This is a genomic window from Pandoraea horticolens (genome assembly GCF_902459555.1).
GTDB classification, from domain to species: Bacteria; Pseudomonadota; Gammaproteobacteria; order Burkholderiales; family Burkholderiaceae; genus Pandoraea; species Pandoraea horticolens.
In genome coordinates, this window is the sequence record NZ_CABPSM010000016.1 from 40,862 (window position 1) to 60,954 (window position 20,093).

The following is a 20,093-nucleotide window of genomic DNA, read 5'->3' on the forward strand; positions in this document are numbered from 1 at the left end:
TCGCCTATTCTGCCTATGGCGGAGCCCACCTGACCGGTGCGATAGGTCAGGTGAGCCGCCCACAAGTCCAGCCCATGACCGCCAACGATCGCACTACCCCGCTGCGGCCTTCACTGCGGCGCCTCGCCGGTGCGTTGCTCGAGATCTTGCAGTCGCGCATCGAACTCATCGGCATCGAATTGACCGAAGAGAAAGAACGCCTGATGGGCGTCGCTTTCCTTGGTCTGGCCGCGATGCTCTTCGGCGTTCTCGCTCTCGTGTCGCTGGCCGCGCTGGTGATCGTGATTTTTTGGGACACCTATCGCCTCCAGGCCATGACCGGCATCTTCGTCGTGTATCTGTTGCTCGCCGGCTGGTGCGCATTGCGTGCGCGCAACATTCTGCGCGACGCCCCGATGCCGTTCGAGTCCACACTGGCCGAGTTCGCAAAGGACCGCGACGCACTGCGTCCGGACTGAAGGAGATCTGCCCGTGCCGCTGGAACAGAACCGCCCTCGCCGCACACGACCGTCACGACGTTCGCGTCATGACCTCCTCGCCATTCGCAAGGAACTCGTGCTCACGCGTATCGCTGTTGAGCGTGCCGAACTAATTCAGGCCTCGCACATCGCGCGCGAACACCTGCGCAATTTCCGTTGGCTACGCTATCTGCTGCCCGGTGGCTTTGCCAAACTCGCCAGCGTTAGCGGAATCGCCAGTTCCGGACTCAAGCTCGGCGGACTGCTTGAACGCTATCCGCTGGTCGGCTCCGTTGCCTCGCTGGCGCTCACCGGCTTGTCGCATACCCCTTTCGGACGCGTGGTACGCCGCAGTCTCAAGTGGGGCAGCCTCGGTGTTCTCGCGTGGCAAGGGATCAAGCTCTGGCAGGAATCGACGAAGCCGTCGACGCCGAAAGCCGGTGCCCCCTATACGTCAGATATGTCCGGTACGTCCGACACGCCTCGCGCATCTGCGACAACCTCATCCCGACACAACGACACCGGCACCCCGCCGGTCATGTAATCGCTGCGCCCCGGCTCACGCATCACAGCGCCGAGCCACACGGGCGCGGCCGTACGCATTGATGATGATGCAAACGCGCCGCCCGTGCCCCGCAATACGCACTGTCCCCGACAACCACCGGCGCGTCTGCGTTCGCATGAAGCCGTCTTCCGCGAACGCGAGACCTTCGGTGTTGTACAACCCCCATCGCACATCGACACTCACGCCCGGTGGCAATGGCGCGTGTCGCCCCAGCAATTGATCTCCTGCATCGAAGCGATCGTTGCGATTCTCGTCGACGAACGTCACCCAGCCGCTATTCAGACTCCCGCCGTCATGCGGGGCCATTGCCACGCGCCGGTGTCTCCCTAGCGCCTCCGAGCGCGCAGCCTGCATCGAAGCCAGAAACGCTCGCGCCGTGATGTCCACCGCCACCCGGCGGCGAACCGCGTCGATGGAGGGCGAAACCGCCATCAACGCAACGGCGAGCACAGCCATCGCGATGACACACTCCAACATCGTGACGCCGCGTGCGGCACGTAGATCAGGACGCATCACAATGCTCGCCACGACTGCCCTGCGCGGGTGTCACAGCACTGCTGTCATGCCACATGGCAACCTCACGCCAACTCAGCGAACGCGACGAAAACGATGTGAGTTCACCACCACCTCCCGCTTCCCCCTTTCGCTGCCGGACTTCATAGATCGCCTGCAAATACACTCGCGTGCCTGGGAACTCACCACACCCCATCGTACTCACGCGATATCGCCGCACCGGTGCGCCGCGCGTCTCAGGTTCGCTCGCCAGATACGCCGAATACGCGATTCTCTCGATGAAATAGCGCGCCCCTCGCGTCGCAACGACGGCAGCACTACCATTCCATTCGACCGTTCGCCATCTCGGCACACGGCGCTGATACCAGATGTCACCGCGATGGTTCGCCTCGAGCACGCCGTGCGGTCCCGCTTCGAATGCCGGCACGGCGGCAATATCCGCGGCACGCGCCTCATGCGTCAGCCAATCGCGCGCTTCGGCAAGCGCCCGGTCCGCCGCCGCAAACGCCCCTGCGCGGTCGTTCGTATAGGCGATGAAACGGCTGGCCAATTGGCGATGGTGCATGCCGGATGCGGCAAGCGTCATCAGCGCCGCCAGCCACATCACCATGAAGACGCCAACCATTTCGCCTCCTCGCCGACGCCACCATCGTTGCGACGATAGGCCACTGCATTGAATACGTGCAGATGAACGTCCCCGGCGTTACCCAGCCGCTTGTACTCACGACCACCGGATGCCGCATCGAACACTTCGACCACCCGCGTGGTCCGTGGCTTGCCACCGCTTCGCGGCGCGCCGCGCAAGACCAGCGAAAAGGCCACCGCCGCGACGTTCTCCCATCCACCCTCTCCGGGTGGCGGGCTTGGCGGCCTGCGGCGCACACTTCTGACGGGCTCGACCCAACGCAAAGGCCCAGTCCCGCCGACGCGGAACCCTAACCGAACGTACATCGCTTCCACCCCGCTCACCAGCACCTGCGCCGGATGCAGATCCGTCGAGAGCATCCGACGCTCACCGTAGCGGCAGTAGAGCGAGGGAATCTCGTCCTCGCCCTTATCGACATAGAAGATGCTGAGATGTCTGTCGTCCAGACGTCCCGTCGCGCTGACGCGCATGCCCGCGCAGTTGTGGATGGCGTCGTTGCCCTCCGACAATCCTGCCCCCTGGAACTGCACTTCCAGCAGCGAACTGCCTTGCCATCCCGGTCGCGCACACGTGTCGACAGTGCCCGCGCACGCCGCACTCGCTCGCAACGACGGCCACTCACGCTTCATCGGCCCCGGCGGCCAGATCGCGCCCTCCATCGGGTCCCAGTTCCGGTATCCCGCCATGCCGACGGCACGGGTAAGTTGCGTCAACGCGAAGATCGCGCGCTCGGTAACGTCGTATCGCGCTGCCTGAACCCGCCACAAGCGAATGCCCGCGAGATAGATTGCAATCGCCGCCGTCACGATCAGCAACCCAAGCGGCATTGCCAGCACCCATTCGAGCAGCGTAAAACCCGCCATACGACGCACGCACGCCTTGTCCCACCCACCCAAACGGGGCGACCACATCACGGGTATCGACGAGCGTGCCATACATCGTTCCCGGCTTGTGCTGGCAACGCCAACGCGACGTTCGTCTTCGAAGGGGCAAGCTCAACGGACGTCATTGCCCCCGCCGCCTGCCAATGGGCGAAGCCCTGTGCGCCAGCCATGAGCGCCGCCAGTGTGAACATGACGTCGAGCATTGCCCCCCCGCGAAAGCGAGTCTTGCAACGCCCACCGCCCGTCGGTTTCCCGTCCGCCGCCTCGCCTTGCGGCTTCCCCGGCGCACGCGGCGGCAACTGCCACGGCCCCCGGCCTCGCCGTCGGCCAGCATCGCGCGACGGCGTTCGCCGAGCGCTTCGCATCGGTGGAAAGCGGTGATTGGCCAGCGTATCGCGAAGCGCCTGCCGGTCGGCGCGACGCCCCAGGTGTCGTCGATCCTGTTGCATGGTTCGATCTCTCGTCTCGTTGGTAACGCGTCCATCGTCGCCCACGCTTCGCCACACGCCAATCGGACGGCGCCGCAAAACCTCCCCCATCATGCGCCACCTCACTTTCCTCACGCGACGCGGCATCCCTCAACGAACGCCCATAAAAAAACGGCGACCGAAGTCGCCGTCTTTGGGCCGATCATACCGAACGGGTTCGGCACTGCCTCATTGGCTCGTGACGGGCAACCGCGTGCCCGGCAACGTTATCCCTTCAGCTCGTCGACCAGTGCGACATAAGCTTCTTGCGCCTCTTCTTTCGACTTGCCTTTGAGCATTTCCCAGGCATCGAACTTGGCACGGCCGACGAAATCCGTCATGCCGGGGCGCGTGCCGGACACGTCACCCTCGGTACCTTGTTTGAAGAGCGCGTAGATACGCAGCAACGTGAAATTGTCGGGGCGTTCCGGCAGCGTCTTGGATTGGGCTACCGCCTCGTCGAAGCGGGCCTGAAGATCGCTCATGGTGTCTCTCCCTGGAAAAGCGGTCAGCTTATATATACCCCGAGCGTCGATTGCCAATGTCTGGAAACGCTCGCGTCGACGCTCGGGGTGTTGCGAATACAACGCGATCAAGGATAGCGACGAAGCGCTACGCGAGGTAGGGGCGAGCGTAGAACCCGGCGTCTAAACTTCTCGGGAACTGAGCCAATTTCTCGCACGACATGACGCACAAAGACAAAACGCCCGGCACATTGCCGGGCGTTTCGAGGTTCAAGCCTTGCGTCGCAGCGAGACAAGTGTGCGGTTCACACCGCTGCCTGCCTCACAACATCATCGGCGCAAGCGACACGATCACGACGATGCCGCCGCTGCCGACGCCGTCCCGGCGTTGGCCGGTACCGAGCGCTCTTCCCAACCACCGCCGAGCGCCTTGTACAGCGTGACGAGATTGGTCCAGCGCGCCAGACGTGTGGCGATCAGCGTTTGCTGCGCCGAGTACAGCGAGCGTTGCGACACGAGCGCGTTCAGATAGCTGTCCACGCCGTTGCGATAGCGCAGGTCCGAGAGCTTGTAGCTCTCGTCGCTCGCCTTGACGAGCGACTCCTGCGCCGCGACCTGATCGTCGAGCGTGCCGCGTGCGGCCAACCCGTCGGACACCTCGCGGAACGCCGTCTGAATCGCCTTCTCGTAGTTGGCGATCTCGATACGCTTCTGCACCTTGGCCAGATCGAGGTTGGCGACGTTCTGCCCGCCGGCGAAGATCGGCAGCGTGATGGTCGGTGCGAACGACCACGCACCCTGCCCGCCCTTGAACAGATTGCTCAGCGAGGCGCTGGCCGTGCCGGCGTTTGCCGTCAGAGAAATCGTCGGGAAGAACGCCGCACGCGCAGCGCCGATGTTCGCGTTGGCGCCCTTGAGCGTGTGCTCGGCCGCCGTGACATCCGGACGCCGCAGCAACAGATCCGAAGGCAACCCGGCTGGCAAATCGGTAAGCAGACCTTGCCCATCGAGCGGACGTCCCGGCGGCAAATCGGCCGGCAACGGCTGGCCGATGAGCAGCGCGAGCGCATTTTCGTCCTGTGCGACCTGACGCGTGTACTGCGCGAAATTCGCTCGCGCCGTATCGACCGGCGTTTGCGCCTGACGCAGATCCAGCCCGGAGGCCGTGCCCACGTTGAAGCTGCGCTTGGTCAGGTTATACGACGATTCCTGGCTCTTGAGCGTGTCGGCCGTGAGTCTGAGCAACTCCTGATCCGCCAGCCAGGTGAGGTACGCCGTGGCCACTTCCGAGATCAGCGTCATATGCGCTGCCTTGGCCGTGTCCTCGCTCGCCAGATACTTCTCCAACGCCTGATCCTTCAGGCTCTGGATACGACCGAACAGATCGAGTTCATACGACGTGAAACCCACACCAACCTGATAGTTACGGTTGATCCCTGCATGTCCCGACGACGACAAATCCGCCGGCGAGCGCTGAACCGTCGCCTGCCCTGCCGCCCCGACCGAGGGCAGCAGCGCCGAGCGCTGGATCTGATACTGCGCACGCGCCGCTTCGATGTTGAGCATCGAGACTCGCAGATCGCGGTTGTTCTCCAGCGCGATCTCGATCAGCTTCCGCAGGCGAGGATCGGTGAAGAAATCTCGCCAGCCCAGATCGGCGGCCACCAGGGCATTGCTGCCGGTGGTGCCGTTCTGGTTCGCCGCCCCGGACGTCTTGTAGGCCGGGCCAGTGGGGAACGACGTGGCCACCGGTGCCTCGGGCCGCTCATAGTGCGGCGCGAGGGTACAGCCTGCCAGGAACGCTGCCGCCAAGGCCATCGGCAATGCTTTGTGCTTCATAGTCAGTTTCCTTCCTTGGCGGGGCCGGCGTCGAGTGGTTCGTGACGCGCTTCCGGATGTTCCACGGTATCCAGTTCTTCATGAGCGAAGCGCTTGCGCACGAGCACGAAGAAGACCGGTACGTAGTAGATCGCGAGGAACGTTGCCGCCAGCATACCGCCTATCACGCCGGTGCCGATAGCGTGCTGCGAGGCCGAGCCGGCGCCGTTCGAGATCGCAAGCGGCAACACCCCGAGAACGAACGCCATCGACGTCATCAGAATCGGGCGCAACCGCAGCCGCACCGCTTCCATCGTCGCTTCCATCAGCGAGCGGCCCTCCTCCTGCAGATCCTTGGCAAATTCCACGATAAGAATCGCGTTCTTCGCCGACAGACCCACCGTGGTGAGCAGACCCACCTGGAAGTACACGTCGTTCGACAACCCGCGCAGCGTTGCGGCCAGCAGTGCCCCCAACACCCCCAGCGGCACCACCAGAATCACCGAGAACGGAATCGACCAGCTCTCGTACAACGCCGCCAGACACAGGAACACGATCAGGATCGAGATGGCATACAGCGCCGGTGCCTGAGAGCCGGAAATGCGCTCTTCAAACGACAGCCCCGTCCACTCCAGACCGATACCCGGAGGCAGTTGCTTTGCAATTTCCTCCACGGCCTTCATGGCGTCACCCGACGACTTGCCCGGCGCCGGCATCCCCTGAATTTCCACCGCCGGCACGCCGTTGTAGCGTTCCAGACGCGGGGAGCCGTAAATCCACTTGCCGGTGGCGAAGGCCGAGAACGGCACCATGGCTCCGCTAGCGTTGCGCACGTACAGCTTGTTGATGTCCTGCGGCAGCATGCGGTCCTTCGGTTCCGCCATCACGTACACCTTCTTCACACGACCACGGTCGATGAAGTCGTTCACGTAGGACGAACCCCACGAGGCCGAGAGCGTGGTGTACACGTCGGCAATCGACAGCCCAAGTGCAGCCGCCTTTTCTTCGTCGACGTCCACCTTGTACTGCGGCGTGTCGTCAAGACCGTTCGGACGCATGTTCGCCAGGTTCGGATTCTTTGCAGCCAAACCGAGGAGCTGGTTACGCGCCGCCATCAACGCGTCGTGGCCGAGGCCTGCGCGATCCTGCAGTTCGAAGTCGATACCGCCCGCGTTACCCAGTTCGGGCACCGACGGCGGGTTGATCGCGAAGATCATGGCGTCTTTCACGCTCGCGAACGCCTTATACGAACGCGCAATCACCGCCTGTACCTTCAGATCGGACGACTGACGGTCTTCCCACGGACGCAGCATCGTGAACGCCAGACCCACGTTCTGACCACGGCCGTTAAAGCCGAAGCCCGTCACCGTGAAGATCGAACGCACGGCGTCCTTTTCCTTCTCGAGGTAGTGCACCTCGACCTGCTTCATGACTTCGAGCGTGCGCTCTTGCGACGCGCCCGGCGGCAATTGCACCAGGTTGAAGAAGTAGCCCTGATCTTCATCCGGCAAGAACGCCGTCGGCATGCGCATGAACAGGAAGCCCACCGTCGCGACGATCACGACATAGACAATCAGGAGCGGCGTGCTGCGCTTCAGAATGCGCTCCACCTGACCCTGATACTTCTTCGAGCCCTTGTCGAACGTGCGGTTGAACCAGCCGAAGAAGCCGCGCTTTTCGTGCACTTCGCCCTTCTTGATCGGCTTGAGAATCGTCGCGCACATAGCCGGCGTAAGCACGATGGCCACCAGCACCGACAACGCCATGGCGGCCACGATCGTCAGCGAGAACTGGCGATAGATGGCCCCTGTCGAGCCGCCGAAGAACGCCATCGGCACAAACACCGCCGAGAGCACGAGCGCCACGCCTACCAGCGCGCCGACGATCTGGTCCATGGCCTTCTTCGTCGCTTCCTTCGGACTCAGCCCCTCTTCGGCCATCACCCGCTCGACGTTTTCCACCACCACAATGGCATCGTCGACGAGCAGACCGATGGCGAGCACCAGACCGAACATCGACAGGGTGTTGATGGAGAAGCCTGCCGCGCCCATGATGCCGAACGTACCGAGCAACACGACCGGCACGGCAATCGTCGGGATGATCGTTGCCCGCAGGTTTTGCAGGAACAGATACATCACCAGGAACACGAGCACGATACCTTCGATGAGGGTCTTGATCACTTCTTCGATCGAGATCTTCACGAACGGCGTGGTGTCGTACGGGTAATCGACCTTCATCCCAGCGGGGAAGTACGGCTCCAGATCGGAAACCGCCTGCTTGACCGCCGTGGCCGTTTGCAGCGCGTTCGCGCCCGTAGCCAGCGTGATGGCCAGACCCGCGGCAGGCTTGCCGTTATAGCGTGCGACCACCTGGTACGATTCGCCGCCGAGTTCGACACGGGCGACGTCGCCCAGACGCACCTGCGAGCCGTCCTTGTTGACCTTGAGCAGAATCTTGCGGAACTGCTCCGGCGTTTGCAGACGGCTTTGCGCCGTCACGGTCGCGTTGAGCTGTTGCCCCTTGACCGCCGGTGCACCGCCCAGCTCGCCTGCCGAAATCTGCACGTTCTGCGCCTGAATGGCGGTCGAAACGTCGATGACGGTCAGGTTATAGCCGTTCAGTTTCTGTGGATCGACCCAGACGCGCATCGCGTATTGCGAGCCAAAGAGCTGCACCTGACCCACGCCGTTCACACGGCTGATCGGATCCTGCACGTTGGCGGCAATGTAGTTCGCAAGGTCGATGTCGGTCATCCGGCCATCGTCGGAGTACGCACCGATCACCAGCAGGAAGTTCTTGGTCGCCTTGGCCACCTTGATACCCTGCTGTTGCACCTGCTGCGGCAGCAGCGGTGTGGCAAGTTGCAGTTTGTTCTGCACCTGCACCTGTGCGATGTCCGCGTTCGTGCCCTGCGAGAAGGTCAGCGTGATCTGCGCCGTACCCGAGCCGTCGGACGTCGACGACATGTACTCGAGGTTGTCGATACCGTTCATCTGCTGTTCGATCACCTGCGTGACCGTATCCTGAACGGTCTGCGCCGAAGCGCCCGGGTAGGTCGCAGTGATCTGCACCGAAGGCGGTGCGATGGGCGGATATTGCGAGACCGGCAGCTTCAGGATCGAAAGCGCGCCGGCCAGCATGATGACAATCGCGATCACCCACGCAAAAATCGGGCGATCGATAAAAAACTTTGCCATGAATAAGGCTCCGCGTTATTGAGCGTTGGCGGCCGAGGCAGTGCTCGCCTGCGAGGCAGGCACCGCAGCAGCCGGTGCGCTGGCACCCGCCGGTGCCGGCGTCCCCCCCGGTTGTTGCGCCGGCACAGCCTTCGCCGGTGCACCCGCACGTACCTTCTGCAGACCCGCCACGATCACCTGATCGCCCACTGCCAGGCCCGAACTCACCAGCCACTTGTCGCCGATCGCACGATCGGTCACCAGTTGACGCAGTTCGACCTTGCCTTCCTTGTTCACGATCAGCGCGGTCGGCTGGCCCTTCTGGTCACGTGTGACACCCTGCTGCGGCACCAGCAAACCGCCTTCCTTCACGCCTTCCTGAAGCTTGGCGTGCACGAACATGCCGGGCAGCAGCTCACGATTCGGGTTCGGGAAGATGGCGCGAACGGTCACCGAGCCGGTCGATTGGTCCACCGTGATGTCGGAGAACTGCAGCTTGCCTTCGAGCGGGTACTTCGTGCCGTCTTCCAGGGTCAGCTCCACCTTGGCGGCATTCTTGCCTGCGCTTTGCAGCTTGCCGTCGGCCAGAGCACGGCGCAGACGAAGCCCTTCCGTCGCCGATTGCGTCACGTCCACGTACATCGGATCGATCTGCTGAACGGTCGTCATCAGCGTGGCGGCCCCCGATTGCACGTAAGCGCCTTCGGTCACCTGCGACAACCCCGTACGGCCCGAGATCGGGGCCGGCACGTCGGTGTAGCCGAGGTTGATTCGCGCCGTTTCGACCGCCGCCTTGCCGGATTGCACATCGGCGTCAGCCTGCAGCGCAGCAGCGACGGCGTTGTCGTAGTCCTGCTTCGAGACAGCCTCGACCGCGACCAGTTGCTTGTAGCGATCGGCCAACACCTTCGTCGAGGCCTGATTCGCGGTGGCCTTGGCCAGGGTGGCCTTGGCGTTGTCGTAGGCCGCCTGATAGGTTGCCGGATCGATCTTGTACAGACGCTGGCCTGCCTTGACGTCACTGCCTTCAGTGAAATCGCGCTTGAGCACGATGCCATCGACACGCGCGCGCACGTCGGCAACGCGGAAGGGCGAAGTGCGTCCTGGCAGATCGGTCGTCAGTGTTACGTTCTGAGGTTGCAGCGTCACAACGCCGACTTCCGGCACCATGCCCTGCGGCTGCTGCGGCTTCTTGCCGCATGCGGCCAAGGTCAATACCGCGAGTGCCACGGCCGTGACCATCCCCAGTGAACTTCTCTTGACGTGCATATACGCCCCCGAAAAATGGAATGCGGTCAAACAAATTGACGATACGTTGCGACGATTGCGGTTGCGACGGGATTGCAGCGGCAAAGACCGGTCTGCAATCCCGTCGCATAAAGACGGGTCGGCGAGCGCCCAAGGCCCGGGTGATCTGGCCTCAAGGCTCCCTCACATGGGTAAGGCTTTTCCCCCCAAGACGAAGGAGCTTAAATGTTCCCTGTGCAATAGAGCAAGCGGCTGCTATTATAGATACATTCATGAATGTATGTAAATCACATTGCGTTGCATCAAAGTGCACCGTGTTTTTTATCGCATTTCGCAAAATTTCCGCCGCCCCACCCCTGTGACACGACGATGGCCCGTAGAACCAAAGAGGAAGCGATCGAGACCCGCAATCTATTGCTCGACACCGCCGAGACGGTGTTCGCACAGAAAGGGGTGTCAAGCACATCGCTCGCCGACATCGCGGAAGCCGCTGGCCTGACCCGCGGCGCCATTTACTGGCACTTCAAGAACAAGATCGACCTGTTCAACGCCATGATGGATCGCATCCGTCTGCCCATGGAGCGCATGATCGACGAGGTATGCGCCGAGCCGGAGAACGGCGATCCGATGGAGCGCATGCACGATATCTGCAAGCTCGTGCTCAAGGAGACTGCGCGTAACGAGCGCCGCCGCCGCGTGCTCGACATCCTGTTCCACAAGTGTGAATACACGAACGAGATGCTCTCGGTGCTCGAGCGTCAGCGCGAAGCGTGCGCCGACGGCAAGCAGCGCATCATGAGAGACATGGAACGCGCCATTGAGCGCAATCAGTTGCCGAAGCATCTCGACACGCGCCTGGCGGCGATCATGCTGCACGCGCTTGTGGTCGGCATGATGTCGGACTGGTTGTTCCTGCCCGACTACGATCTCGGCGTGGAGTGCGATGCCGTGGTCGACGGCTTCTTCGACATGTTGCGCATGAGCCCGGCGATGCTGCGCCCGGCGAGTGAAGCGCCTCAGGCCGGCCTCGTCTGAGCGCACACGTCGAACTGCGCATCCAGTCTTTCGAGACTGCCCCCTATATAAATAAGTTAGCAGGCGCCCGTCACCGGGCGCTTGTTCGTTGGCGCCCGCCTTTGCGCGAGGCGACGCACATCGCCCCGCTTGTCCCGATTTCTCTGTTTCACAACGCGAAGTTGCCGCACCGCACGGTATTCGGATGCCGTGATACGTCAGATACCTACACAGCGTTGCAGCGTTATATATAATTCTACATAACGCGTTGCACCCACTTCGCGACCGGCAATCCGGCCTCGCTGCCCGATTGCATCCGAGAGTCTGCTCAAGGCGCGCGGCCTGTTCGCCGCCAGACATCGAGCCGACCTAGCCACCCCATGCTGGAGACCACATTCGTGAATGCTGTCGTCATCGCTAGCCCGAAGTCCCGAACCCCGCGAAAGTCCGGCACGATACTGCATCGTGCACTGGGCGTTGCCGCCGTCGGCGCAAGCTTGTTGTTTGCCGGCCACGCCGCAGCCCAGCAAGTGTTCGCCGCCGCCAGCATGAAAGACGCTCTCGACGATTTGTCCGCCGCCTACACCAAGGAAACCGGCAAGAAGCCGGTGCTCGTGTACGGTGCGAGTTCGACGCTGGCCCGCCAGATCGAAAAAGGCGCACCGGCCGACGTGTTCATCTCGGCCGATCAGGACTGGATGGACTATGCCCAGAAGCATGACCTGATCGACACCGGCACGCGTCGCAACCTGCTTGGCAACGAACTGGTGCTGATCGCGCCAGCCACCACCACGGGCGACATCGATCTGAAGTCGGGCGCCGACCTCGACGCGAAGCTTGGCGACGGCCGCCTCGCCATGGGCGATCCGGCTCACGTGCCGGCCGGCCTCTACGGTAAAGCTGCGCTCGAGAAGCTCGGCATCTGGGCGAAGGTGCAAGGCAGGGTCGCCGCCGCCGACAACGTGCGTAACGCCCTGCTGCTGGTTGCACGCGGTGAAGCGCCCTACGGCATCGTGTACAAGACCGACGCCAACGCCGAGAAGCGCGTGCGCATCGCCGGCACGTTCCCGGCTGACAGTCATGCCCCGATCGTCTACCCGGTTGCCGTGACGAAGCAGGCCAACCGTGCCGACGCCGATCCGTTCTACAAATTCCTGCAAACCCCCACGGCCCAGGCCACGTTCCGGCGCTTCGGCTTCAGTCGTCCGTAAGCATGTTCATGAGTCTCAGCCCGGAAGAATGGGGCATCGTCGAACTCAGCCTGCGCATCGGCTTATGGGGCACGCTTTGCAGCCTGCCCTTCGCCTACGGTGCCGCCTGGCTGCTCGCTCGCCGGCATTTCCCCGGCAAGGCGCTGCTCGATGCCATCCTGCACTTACCGCTCGTGCTGCCGCCGGTGGTCGTCGGCTTCGCGCTGCTCGTGCTGTTTGGCGCACAAGGCGCTATCGGCAAACTATTGCGCGAGTGGTTCAACTTCACCTTCGCGTTTCGCTGGACGGGCGCCGCGCTCGCGGCAGGCGTGATGGGCTTCCCACTGCTCGTGCGAGCGATCCGGCAAGCGCTCGAATCGTCGGACACCAAGCTGGAGCAAGCCGCGCAGACGCTCGGCGCAGGTCCGTGGCTCACCTTCTTCACGGTCACGTTGCCGCTCACTGCCACCGGCGTGCTGCACGGCTTCGTGCTCGCGTTCGCCCGGGCGCTCGGCGAATTCGGTGCAACGATCACGTTCGTGTCGAATATTCCCGGACAGACGCAGACGCTGCCGCTGGCGATTTACACCGCCACGCAGGTGCCCGATGGCGACGCGATGGTCTGGCGTCTGTGTGCGATCTCGGTCGTGCTGGCCGTGGCAACGCTCATCTTCTCCGAAGTGCTGATTCGCTTCGGTAATCGCAAGGCGCTCGGTTATGACGGTTGAAGTTCGTCTCCAGCATTCGTTCGGCGACTTCAGGCTCGACGCCGAGTTCGCCGCAGGCATGGGGGTGACCGCGCTGTTCGGGCCCTCCGGCAGCGGCAAGAGCACCGTCGTCAATGCCGTTTCCGGCCTGCTCAAGCCCGACGCGGGGCGCATCGTCGTGGGCGACGACGTGCTCTTCGACAGTGCCGCCGGGGTCAACCTGCCCACGTGGCGCCGCCGCATCGGCTACGTGTTTCAGGACGCCCGCCTGCTACCGCATCTGACGGTACGCCAGAATCTGCTCTTCGGCCGCTGGTTACGACGCCGCGACGTGGCCGCCGCAGGCACCGGGGCGATTGCGCTGGCACATGTGGTCGACGTGTTGAATCTGGGGCACCTGATGAGCCGCCGTCCGGGAGCGTTGTCCGGCGGCGAGAAGCAACGCGTGGGCATCGGCCGCGCCTTGCTGTCGTGCCCGCGCATGCTGCTCATGGACGAGCCGCTGGCTTCGCTGGATCATGCGCGGCGTCTCGAAGTGCTCGACTACCTGAACCGCATTCGTCACGAGTTGAAATTACCCGTGTTGTATGTCACGCATTCGCTCGACGAAGTGATGCGACTGGCCGATCAGGTGGTGTTGTTCAAGGACGGCCGCACGATCTCGCAAGGCGCGCCGGCCGACGTGCTCAACACGCATCGCGACGCGCTCGACGGCGCGAGCGAAGCGCCGGGCACCGTGCTGGAGACGCGCATCGTCGGACACGACGCGCAGTACGGTCTGACCGAGCTTGCCGTGAACGGCAGCGATACGATCCGGCTGCGGGTGCCGCGCGCCAGTGGCGACGCAGGCGATGCCTGCCGCATTCTCGTGCGCGAGCGCGATGTCGCGGTGGCCACCGCACCGCCCGTCGATACCAGCGTGCTGAACGTGCTGCGCGCACGCGTGACGACGCTGCGCGATCTTGGCGACTCGGTGGAAGTCAGCGCCACACTCCTCGGCGATACCGCAGGCACGGCGCTGCGCGCACGCATCACGCGCTTCTCCGCCGATCAACTGCAACTGGCGTCGGGCCGCGACGTGTTTCTGCTCATCAAATCGGTGGCGCTGACGCGCTAGCTCGTCGTTGCGCAGCACCGCTGACAGCGTCGGTTGCGAGTCGGTGACGTCGCAATAGACAAGGCGTCGCAACGGAAGCCCGGGGCGTAGCCCGGCAGCATCAGTCGCCCAGCACGTACTCGCTGGCGCGTGGCTTCATTCATCTTGGCCATGATCCGATTCTCCGATCAACGTGTTGATCGGAGAACGTACAAGCTGCGATTCGGTTGTCAGGGATTGGAGAATTATCAATAAGCTCACTGTCCATTGGCGATCTGGTCGCTAAGGGTGTAGGTAAAGGGAGCCGCCAGCGCGTTGTTGAACTTGAGAATCGGCAGGAAGCGGTGGGTCTGCTGCATGTAGTCCCTCTGAATGTACTGGGCTCCGGCCAATTGACCTTCGGTATAGAAGATGGCCTCCAGCGGCAACTGCTCAGGTATATCCTGTGGCCAGATCGCCAGAATGGCCTCACTCCATTTCTCATCATAATTTCGGATCGGAACGGGTAAAGTCAAGCGTGCCTGCATACTCAGTTCGAACCCCGCGCTGTCCGCGCCCAAGGAACACTGTTGTTCGTAGCCGGTTCTTTTGTAGTGGTTCACCCAGCCTTGGAGATCTGTAATCCCCAGCTCAGCACAGGGTTCGCTGTCCAGATTACTCCCCCTCATACCGCATTTATCTGCACGGTACACCGTGAATCCATCAGTGGGGTAGATACAACGCATCTGGAACGGGTGTTGAGCGGGCGCGGCAAACTCGCGCATCACGAATCCAACGCCGCCAAGGTAGGGCAAGTCAGTACGAAGGTCGCTGCGGAGATAGGTGGCCGAGACGCCGTTAAGCTTGATAGATGACGGACTAGGATTCCAGGAGTGAAAACTCGTGCCGTATCCGCTGACCCGAGCGACGACACCATTACACATATAGGCGGCCATACCGCCTGGACAAGGGGTTGTGTCGGCATAGCGAGCGTTGACGCGAGCGGCCACCTGATTGCCATAATCAAGCTGATCCGTCTCATCGAAACCGAACGGGGTTGACGAACCGGGCGCATAGCGAAGCAACGGCAGCCAAGTCCCTGTAGCTTCGTAGTAGGCAAGCTGTCTGGCTTGCGCCTCAAGCAGTTGAGGCGGGGCAGGGTCATTTACGAGATAGTAAAGCGCATCGATAGCGATCTTTTCAGGATACGTGGCATCCCAAGCCACCACCAACAGTTGCACGTCTGGTGTCAGGCCAGCGGCGTTCGCCAGCGCGTGCGCTTGCAGCGTTTGGTTGAACGGGGCGGGGGTCTGGACGCTGAAGGAACATTGCTGGCCAGGGGCGGTGCCCAGATATCGGCTTGCCCACTGAGTGGCATTGGTTACACCTAACGCCGCGCAGGAGGAATCGTCGCCCACATCAGGACTGGTGGGCAACGCCATTCCCGTCAGATTGCACCCGTGATCAAGATCTGTGTCGCGGAGGGATGCGGCCACCGGATATGCGCACCGCATGGCGTACGGTTTGTCTACCCCCACCGAGCTCAATAGGTCGGACAGCACCATACCGATACGTGAATTCGGCGCTGTGCTCACCACGTCTTGGCGGCGGTACGTAAATGCTAACGACTGCAAGGCCAGATCGGTCGCGTTGAGTTTCCAGAATTGCTTGTCACCAGTGGCAATGTCGCGCATGAGCACACCGGAGCAATACCACGCGGGTTTGTCCACGCCGCACGTGTTCACTGTCAACTGATTACGGCGATCGAGTAACGTCGCGACATCGGCGCCAGTCAGGGCGCACGCGGCGGAGCTCCACGTGGAGGCTAGCACTGCGGCTAGCCAGAGCAGCGTGGTGCACTTGGAGCGCATTGACCTCGTTGATGGGAACTGCACGCGATGTTCCTCCGGGAGCAGCTTCGAAGCGATATCTCGAGCTATTGAAGCCCCTGATTGCCACGGCCATGAGCCAAACTATTCTCTATGCCGGATCGTTAGTTCGACCGTCAACAGAGGTACTTCACCAACCCGCCAGAGCCTTGCGCCCCGCTTCTCTCTCATGAACGTGAATAGCGCCAAGATAGTTTTGGTATTGCAGCGTGCAAACTACCGTTCTTGATAGTTGTTTGTGGTCGGATTGTATGGGGTATAGATCGTCTCGTGCGACACCAGATAGTCCTGCGGCCCGCCGTTTCGGTGCAGTTCTCGGCTGATCGTGGAGAGCGCACGGCTTTGGCACCGAGCTGTGGACGCTCAGGCGCGTGCGCGCGCTCATCACGCGACTATACGGCGTCAGCTTCAGCGAGGTCCATGTCTGGCGGCTGCTGGTGCGTTGGGCTTCAGCTCGCAGAAGCCCAACGCATCGCGTCGTGCGCGAGTACCTCGGCAGCGCGCGAGGCGCCGTACAGATGGCGCTGCTGCCGGGCCACGCCCCGGACCTCAAACCGGTCGAGTATCTGTGGGCCTGGCTCAAGCAGCACGCCCTGGCCAACTTCTGTCCCGATACCCTGGCTGAACTCAAGCACACCGCCCGCCGCAGACTCAAGAGCGGCCAGAAGCGCAAATCGATCATCACCGCGTGCTGGAAGCAGGCTGAACTGTGGTGATGTCATGGGTTATGTAATTCTCAATAATGGCCTTTGCCCGTCGCGTCGCCTTTGGACATGCCATCGTCCTTGTCCATCTTGCCCTTGGCGTCGTGCTTGCCCATGGCACCGCCCTTCGACATGACATCGCCCTTGCCCATCGCGTCGCCCTTGGACATCTTGCCGCTCTTGTCCATGTCCTTATCCTTGCTCATGGCATCGCCTTTGCTCATGGCGCCTCCCTTCGACATCGCGTCCCCCTTACTCATCGCGTCCTGTGCAAAGGCTGCACCGGTGCCGAGCGCCAGTCCCATTGCCATCACCGCCAGATATCGCATCTTCATTGCCGTAGTCCTCCAAGTGTGAGTGAGTCCTGCCGGAACGCGAGGTCTGCGCTCCGTGAATCGTGCAGCCGCGCGTTGGCGTCAACTGCCGCCGAACCAGTTGTAGCCCTGGTCCTCCCAGTACCCGCCCGGATACGTGTTGGTCACGAAAATCGCGCGGATATGCTTGGGATTCTTGTAGCCGAGCTTCGTGGGAATACGCAGCTTCATCGGGAAGCCGTACTCCCTTGGCAGCGTCTGACCGTCGTAGGTGAGCGCGAGCAACGTCTGCGAATGCAGTGCCGTGGGCATGTCGATGCTCGTATAGTAGTCGTCCGCGCATTTGAAGCCGACGTAGCGCGCAGTCGTGTCAGCGCCGATACGTCGCAGGAAGTCGGAGAATGTCACGCCGCCCCAGCGGCCGATGGCGCTCCAGCCCTCCACGCAGACGTGACGCGTGATCTGCTCCGCCGCACGCGGGCGCGCGAAATCACGGAGCGCATCGAGACGCCATGGCGCCTTGTCCGCAATCAGTCCGGACAACTCCAACCGATAGTCGGCTTCTTCGACCACCGGTGCTTCGTCCATCGAATAGAACGCGTTAAACGGGAACGGACGTGTGATGCTCGACGCCGGGAACGTCGGCGCCAGCACGTCCTGACGAAACAGGGCGGCCTGTACGCGGTCGTTCCAGCGTGAGATCTTGTCCAGCGCCGCATCCACGCCGGCGTTGTCGTCGAGCGAGCACCCCGAGAGCAGCGCCACGCCGCCGAGCGACAACGTGCGCGTCAGAAAGGCTCTGCGAGAAGGCTCGGCCACACGACGCGCCATCAACGCACGCGCTTCGTGCAGAATCGCTTCGCCGTCGCGCACGACCGGGGCGATGGGTGGAAGGTTGCGAGGTTGTCGTTCGAGGGTCATGGCAGTTCGGTCTCTCGTGGCGGGCGCGCTCAGCGTCCGGTAATCATCGTGCGCAGTGTGCGAGGCACCAGCACCACCATGGCGACATGGACCACGACGAACGCGACGAGGCCCGCCATCGCGACGAAATGCACCACGCGCGCGCCCTGAAACCCACCGAACGCCGTACAAAGCCAGCCGAGTTGCACCGGCTTCCAGATCGCCAGTCCCGACGCCACGAGCAGCACCAGGTCAAGCACCGCGAACAGATACGCGGCGCGTTGCACCTGGTTGTATTGACGGGGATCGTCGTGCACGAGACGGCCACGCAGCGCAGCGAAGGCATCGCGCATCACGCCGCGTAAGGTCAGCGGAAAGAAGCGGCGCGACAAACGGCCGCTCGCAAGATTGGTCGACAGATAGACGAGTCCGTTGGCCGCCAGCAGCCACGTCGCCGCAAAGTGCCAGCGCAGCGCGCCGCCAAGCCAGCCGCCCAGCGTGATCGGGTTGGGGAAGCGAAAACCGAAGATGGGTGAGGCGTTGTAGATACGCCACCCGCTCGTGATCATCACGAGCACGGCCAGCACGTTCAGCCAGTGGGTGACGCGCAGCCAACCCGGCTGTACCGATCCGGGCCGAGCCGGGGGCTGTGCCGCAAGCGGTACGGACTTCGTCAGGCGGGACATGAGGACCTCCATCGCGGGGTTCGCGTCGATGGGGTCAGTGTCGCCTCAGACCGGTGACGAAGTCCTCACGGAGACTTAACGTTTTCGTGATAGTCCGGACGAAGGGGATTAAGCGACTGGAGGCCGGTGTTTACGCTTCGTCCGGGTCGACGGCCTTGCCGCCTTTGAGGTAGGCGTCGAAGGTCGGCACGTGGGCGTCGAGCAGCAAGCGGATTTCCCTGATGAGCGTGTCGTAGTGCGCCATGAGGTTCTGCGCGAACGGCGTGAGTTGCGCGCCACCGCCGGACACGCCGCCGATATGGCGGGTGACGAGCGGCTCGCGGAATTCGTGATTCATCGCTTCGACGAGCAACCACGCCCGCCGGTACGACATGCCCATACGACGTGCCGCCGCAGAAATCGACCCAGTCGCTTCGATGGCTCGCAGCAACGTCAGACGTCCCGGCCCGAACACCGGGGTGTCGCCATCGCGAATGCGCACGCGCACGTCGTAGCTCGCTTCTCCGACAGGCGCCGGAGCCTTGCTCGCCGCTTCCAGCGCTTCGGCCGCAGCCAGCAACTCCCGCGCAAGCGCGTCGGCGTTGCGTGCGCCGGCAGTAAGGGCGACGGTCGCCTTACCCGCTTTTTCCGGCTTGCCCACGGTCGCCTTGCCCGCTTTCCCCTGACGACGCTCAACTGGCATGGTTTCCCCAGAGCACGATCAGGATCAGCACCACCACTGTCAAGACCCATGGCCACCAGCGCGCCATCTTTTCGCGCATGGAAGACGCATCGCGTTTGTCGGCAAACGTCGCGAGCGCGGCGGCCACCTCGCCATCGGCGGCGACGGGGTCGTTGAGCTTGTGGTGGGGGGCGATGGCGGCCGTCAGGCGCTTAAAGAACTCGTCGGCGAGCCTGCGGACCGCATCTTCGACCTGAGGGGTGTCCAGATGGGTGTACTCGCCGCCGAATTGCGCCTTCATGTCATACGTCAGCAATGTGTTCATGGGTCCTTGCGATTGCAACGTGACCGCCGCCCGGCCGCGCGTGTGCCCGGCCGATGAGCCCAGTCCGTCGAAATTCAATGTATACGCGCTCGGTGCGACCACATCAGAGAGCGTGATGCGGCCATTCCAGCGTCCGCTTACCGGCCCCAGCGAGGCGACGACGACGATCGCCCACGTCGTGTCGTCGATACGCTCGAGCGATTCGCAGCCGGGAATACACCCGCGCAAGACGCCTGGGTCGTTCAGCGCGATCCACGCGACATCTCGTGCCACCGGCAACTGCCGGCTATTTTGCAGTTCCATTGCCCCCTCCCCAAACGCGATGTAATAACTCGTTGGTGTTGCGGCGGTATTTCGGCGTTACCTCGAACCTCGAAGTATTGTGACAC

Annotated in this window: 20 protein-coding genes and 1 pseudogene; 7 read left to right on the forward strand and 14 right to left on the reverse strand. The window is 62.7% G+C overall.

What is annotated here, in order from left to right; translation table 11 throughout:
• The first annotated feature begins 74 nt into the window (after positions 1-74).
• Together PHO31112_RS21555 and PHO31112_RS21560 are read left to right on the forward strand one after the other, a co-directional pair.
• Positions 75-458 carry a phage holin family protein gene (locus PHO31112_RS21555; RefSeq protein ID WP_150622910.1) on the forward strand — a complete coding sequence of 128 codons (384 nt, stop codon included), beginning with the start codon at positions 75-77 and terminating at the stop codon, positions 456-458.
• Between the two features lie 13 nt (positions 459-471).
• Positions 472-1,002 carry a DUF3318 domain-containing protein gene (locus PHO31112_RS21560; protein ID WP_174995825.1) on the forward strand — a complete coding sequence of 177 codons (531 nt, stop codon included), beginning with the start codon at positions 472-474 and terminating at the stop codon, positions 1,000-1,002.
• 15 nt (positions 1,003-1,017) lie between these two features.
• Here the strand turns inward: PHO31112_RS21560 and PHO31112_RS21565 are convergent, their stop codons facing one another.
• The 8 genes from PHO31112_RS21565 to PHO31112_RS21600 form a co-directional block, all read right to left on the reverse strand.
• Positions 1,018-1,536, reverse strand: coding sequence for a GspH/FimT family pseudopilin (locus PHO31112_RS21565; protein ID WP_150622915.1), 519 nt, complete (start codon positions 1,534-1,536; stop codon positions 1,018-1,020).
• Positions 1,526-2,161 carry a pilus assembly protein gene (locus PHO31112_RS21570; protein WP_150622917.1) on the reverse strand — a complete coding sequence of 212 codons (636 nt, stop codon included), beginning with the start codon at positions 2,159-2,161 and terminating at the stop codon, positions 1,526-1,528. Before PHO31112_RS21570 ends, PHO31112_RS21565 begins: the two co-directional genes overlap by 11 nt.
• A complete protein-coding gene (locus PHO31112_RS21575) occupies positions 2,140-3,093 on the reverse strand; it encodes a PilW family protein (RefSeq protein WP_174995826.1) in 954 nt (317 codons plus the stop codon). The genes PHO31112_RS21570 and PHO31112_RS21575 overlap by 22 nt, the downstream gene beginning before the upstream one ends.
• Positions 3,093-3,515 (reverse strand): hypothetical protein, encoded by a 423-nt coding sequence (locus PHO31112_RS21580; RefSeq protein WP_150622921.1) that lies wholly within the window; start codon positions 3,513-3,515, stop codon positions 3,093-3,095. The genes PHO31112_RS21575 and PHO31112_RS21580 overlap by 1 nt, the downstream gene beginning before the upstream one ends.
• A 245-nt stretch (positions 3,516-3,760) precedes the next feature.
• Complete coding sequence (locus PHO31112_RS21585; protein WP_010808495.1) at positions 3,761-4,018, reverse strand: acyl-CoA-binding protein; 258 nt, start codon at positions 4,016-4,018, stop codon at positions 3,761-3,763.
• 330 nt (positions 4,019-4,348) lie between these two features.
• On the reverse strand, positions 4,349-5,836 hold the full coding sequence (adeC, locus tag PHO31112_RS21590; RefSeq protein ID WP_150622923.1) for an AdeC/AdeK/OprM family multidrug efflux complex outer membrane factor: 1,488 nt from the start codon (positions 5,834-5,836) through the stop codon (positions 4,349-4,351).
• Positions 5,837-5,838: 2 nt separating this feature from the next.
• Positions 5,839-9,012, reverse strand: a complete 3,174-nt coding sequence (locus tag PHO31112_RS21595; protein ID WP_150622925.1) for an efflux RND transporter permease subunit — start codon at positions 9,010-9,012, stop codon at positions 5,839-5,841.
• Positions 9,013-9,027: 15 nt separating this feature from the next.
• The gene (locus PHO31112_RS21600; RefSeq protein ID WP_150622927.1) at positions 9,028-10,260 is read right to left on the reverse strand and encodes an efflux RND transporter periplasmic adaptor subunit; all 1,233 of its coding nucleotides are present in this window, start codon (positions 10,258-10,260) and stop codon (positions 9,028-9,030) included.
• Between the two features lie 348 nt (positions 10,261-10,608).
• Between PHO31112_RS21600 and PHO31112_RS21605 the strand changes: the two genes are divergently transcribed.
• The 4 genes from PHO31112_RS21605 to modC all read left to right on the forward strand — a co-directional run bounded on the left by PHO31112_RS21605 (position 10,609) and on the right by modC (position 14,267).
• On the forward strand, positions 10,609-11,274 hold the full coding sequence (locus PHO31112_RS21605) for a TetR family transcriptional regulator (protein WP_150622929.1): 666 nt from the start codon (positions 10,609-10,611) through the stop codon (positions 11,272-11,274).
• 377 nt (positions 11,275-11,651) lie between these two features.
• The gene (modA, locus tag PHO31112_RS21610; RefSeq protein ID WP_246178453.1) at positions 11,652-12,464 is read left to right on the forward strand and encodes a molybdate ABC transporter substrate-binding protein; all 813 of its coding nucleotides are present in this window, start codon (positions 11,652-11,654) and stop codon (positions 12,462-12,464) included.
• An 8-nt stretch (positions 12,465-12,472) separates the two neighbouring features.
• Positions 12,473-13,171, forward strand: a complete 699-nt coding sequence (modB, locus tag PHO31112_RS21615; RefSeq protein WP_150622933.1) for a molybdate ABC transporter permease subunit — start codon at positions 12,473-12,475, stop codon at positions 13,169-13,171.
• Positions 13,161-14,267, forward strand: coding sequence for a molybdenum ABC transporter ATP-binding protein (modC, locus tag PHO31112_RS21620; protein WP_150622935.1), 1,107 nt, complete (start codon positions 13,161-13,163; stop codon positions 14,265-14,267). The genes modB and modC overlap by 11 nt, the downstream gene beginning before the upstream one ends.
• A gap of 236 nt (positions 14,268-14,503) precedes the next feature.
• On the opposite strand, the gene PHO31112_RS21625 is transcribed toward modC, so the two are convergent.
• Complete coding sequence (locus PHO31112_RS21625) at positions 14,504-15,919, reverse strand: hypothetical protein (RefSeq protein ID WP_150622938.1); 1,416 nt, start codon at positions 15,917-15,919, stop codon at positions 14,504-14,506.
• 530 nt (positions 15,920-16,449) lie between these two features.
• On the opposite strand from PHO31112_RS21625, the pseudogene PHO31112_RS21630 reads away from it, so the two are divergent.
• A pseudogene (locus PHO31112_RS21630) lies at positions 16,450-16,830 on the forward strand (winged helix-turn-helix domain-containing protein); the annotation flags it as partial.
• 20 nt (positions 16,831-16,850) lie between these two features.
• Here the strand turns inward: PHO31112_RS21630 and PHO31112_RS21635 are convergent.
• The 5 genes from PHO31112_RS21635 to PHO31112_RS21655 form a co-directional block, all read right to left on the reverse strand.
• Positions 16,851-17,153, reverse strand: a complete 303-nt coding sequence (locus PHO31112_RS21635; RefSeq protein WP_150622942.1) for a pentapeptide MXKDX repeat protein — start codon at positions 17,151-17,153, stop codon at positions 16,851-16,853.
• 81 nt (positions 17,154-17,234) lie between these two features.
• The gene (locus PHO31112_RS21640) at positions 17,235-18,053 is read right to left on the reverse strand and encodes a molybdopterin-dependent oxidoreductase (protein ID WP_150622945.1); all 819 of its coding nucleotides are present in this window, start codon (positions 18,051-18,053) and stop codon (positions 17,235-17,237) included.
• A 29-nt stretch (positions 18,054-18,082) separates the two neighbouring features.
• Positions 18,083-18,718, reverse strand: coding sequence for a cytochrome b/b6 domain-containing protein (locus PHO31112_RS21645; RefSeq protein WP_246178454.1), 636 nt, complete (start codon positions 18,716-18,718; stop codon positions 18,083-18,085).
• A gap of 130 nt (positions 18,719-18,848) precedes the next feature.
• Positions 18,849-19,400, reverse strand: coding sequence for a winged helix-turn-helix domain-containing protein (locus PHO31112_RS21650; protein ID WP_150622949.1), 552 nt, complete (start codon positions 19,398-19,400; stop codon positions 18,849-18,851).
• Positions 19,390-20,007 (reverse strand): SRPBCC family protein, encoded by a 618-nt coding sequence (locus tag PHO31112_RS21655; protein ID WP_150622950.1) that lies wholly within the window; start codon positions 20,005-20,007, stop codon positions 19,390-19,392. Before PHO31112_RS21655 ends, PHO31112_RS21650 begins: the two co-directional genes overlap by 11 nt.
• Positions 20,008-20,093 lie beyond the last annotated feature (86 nt).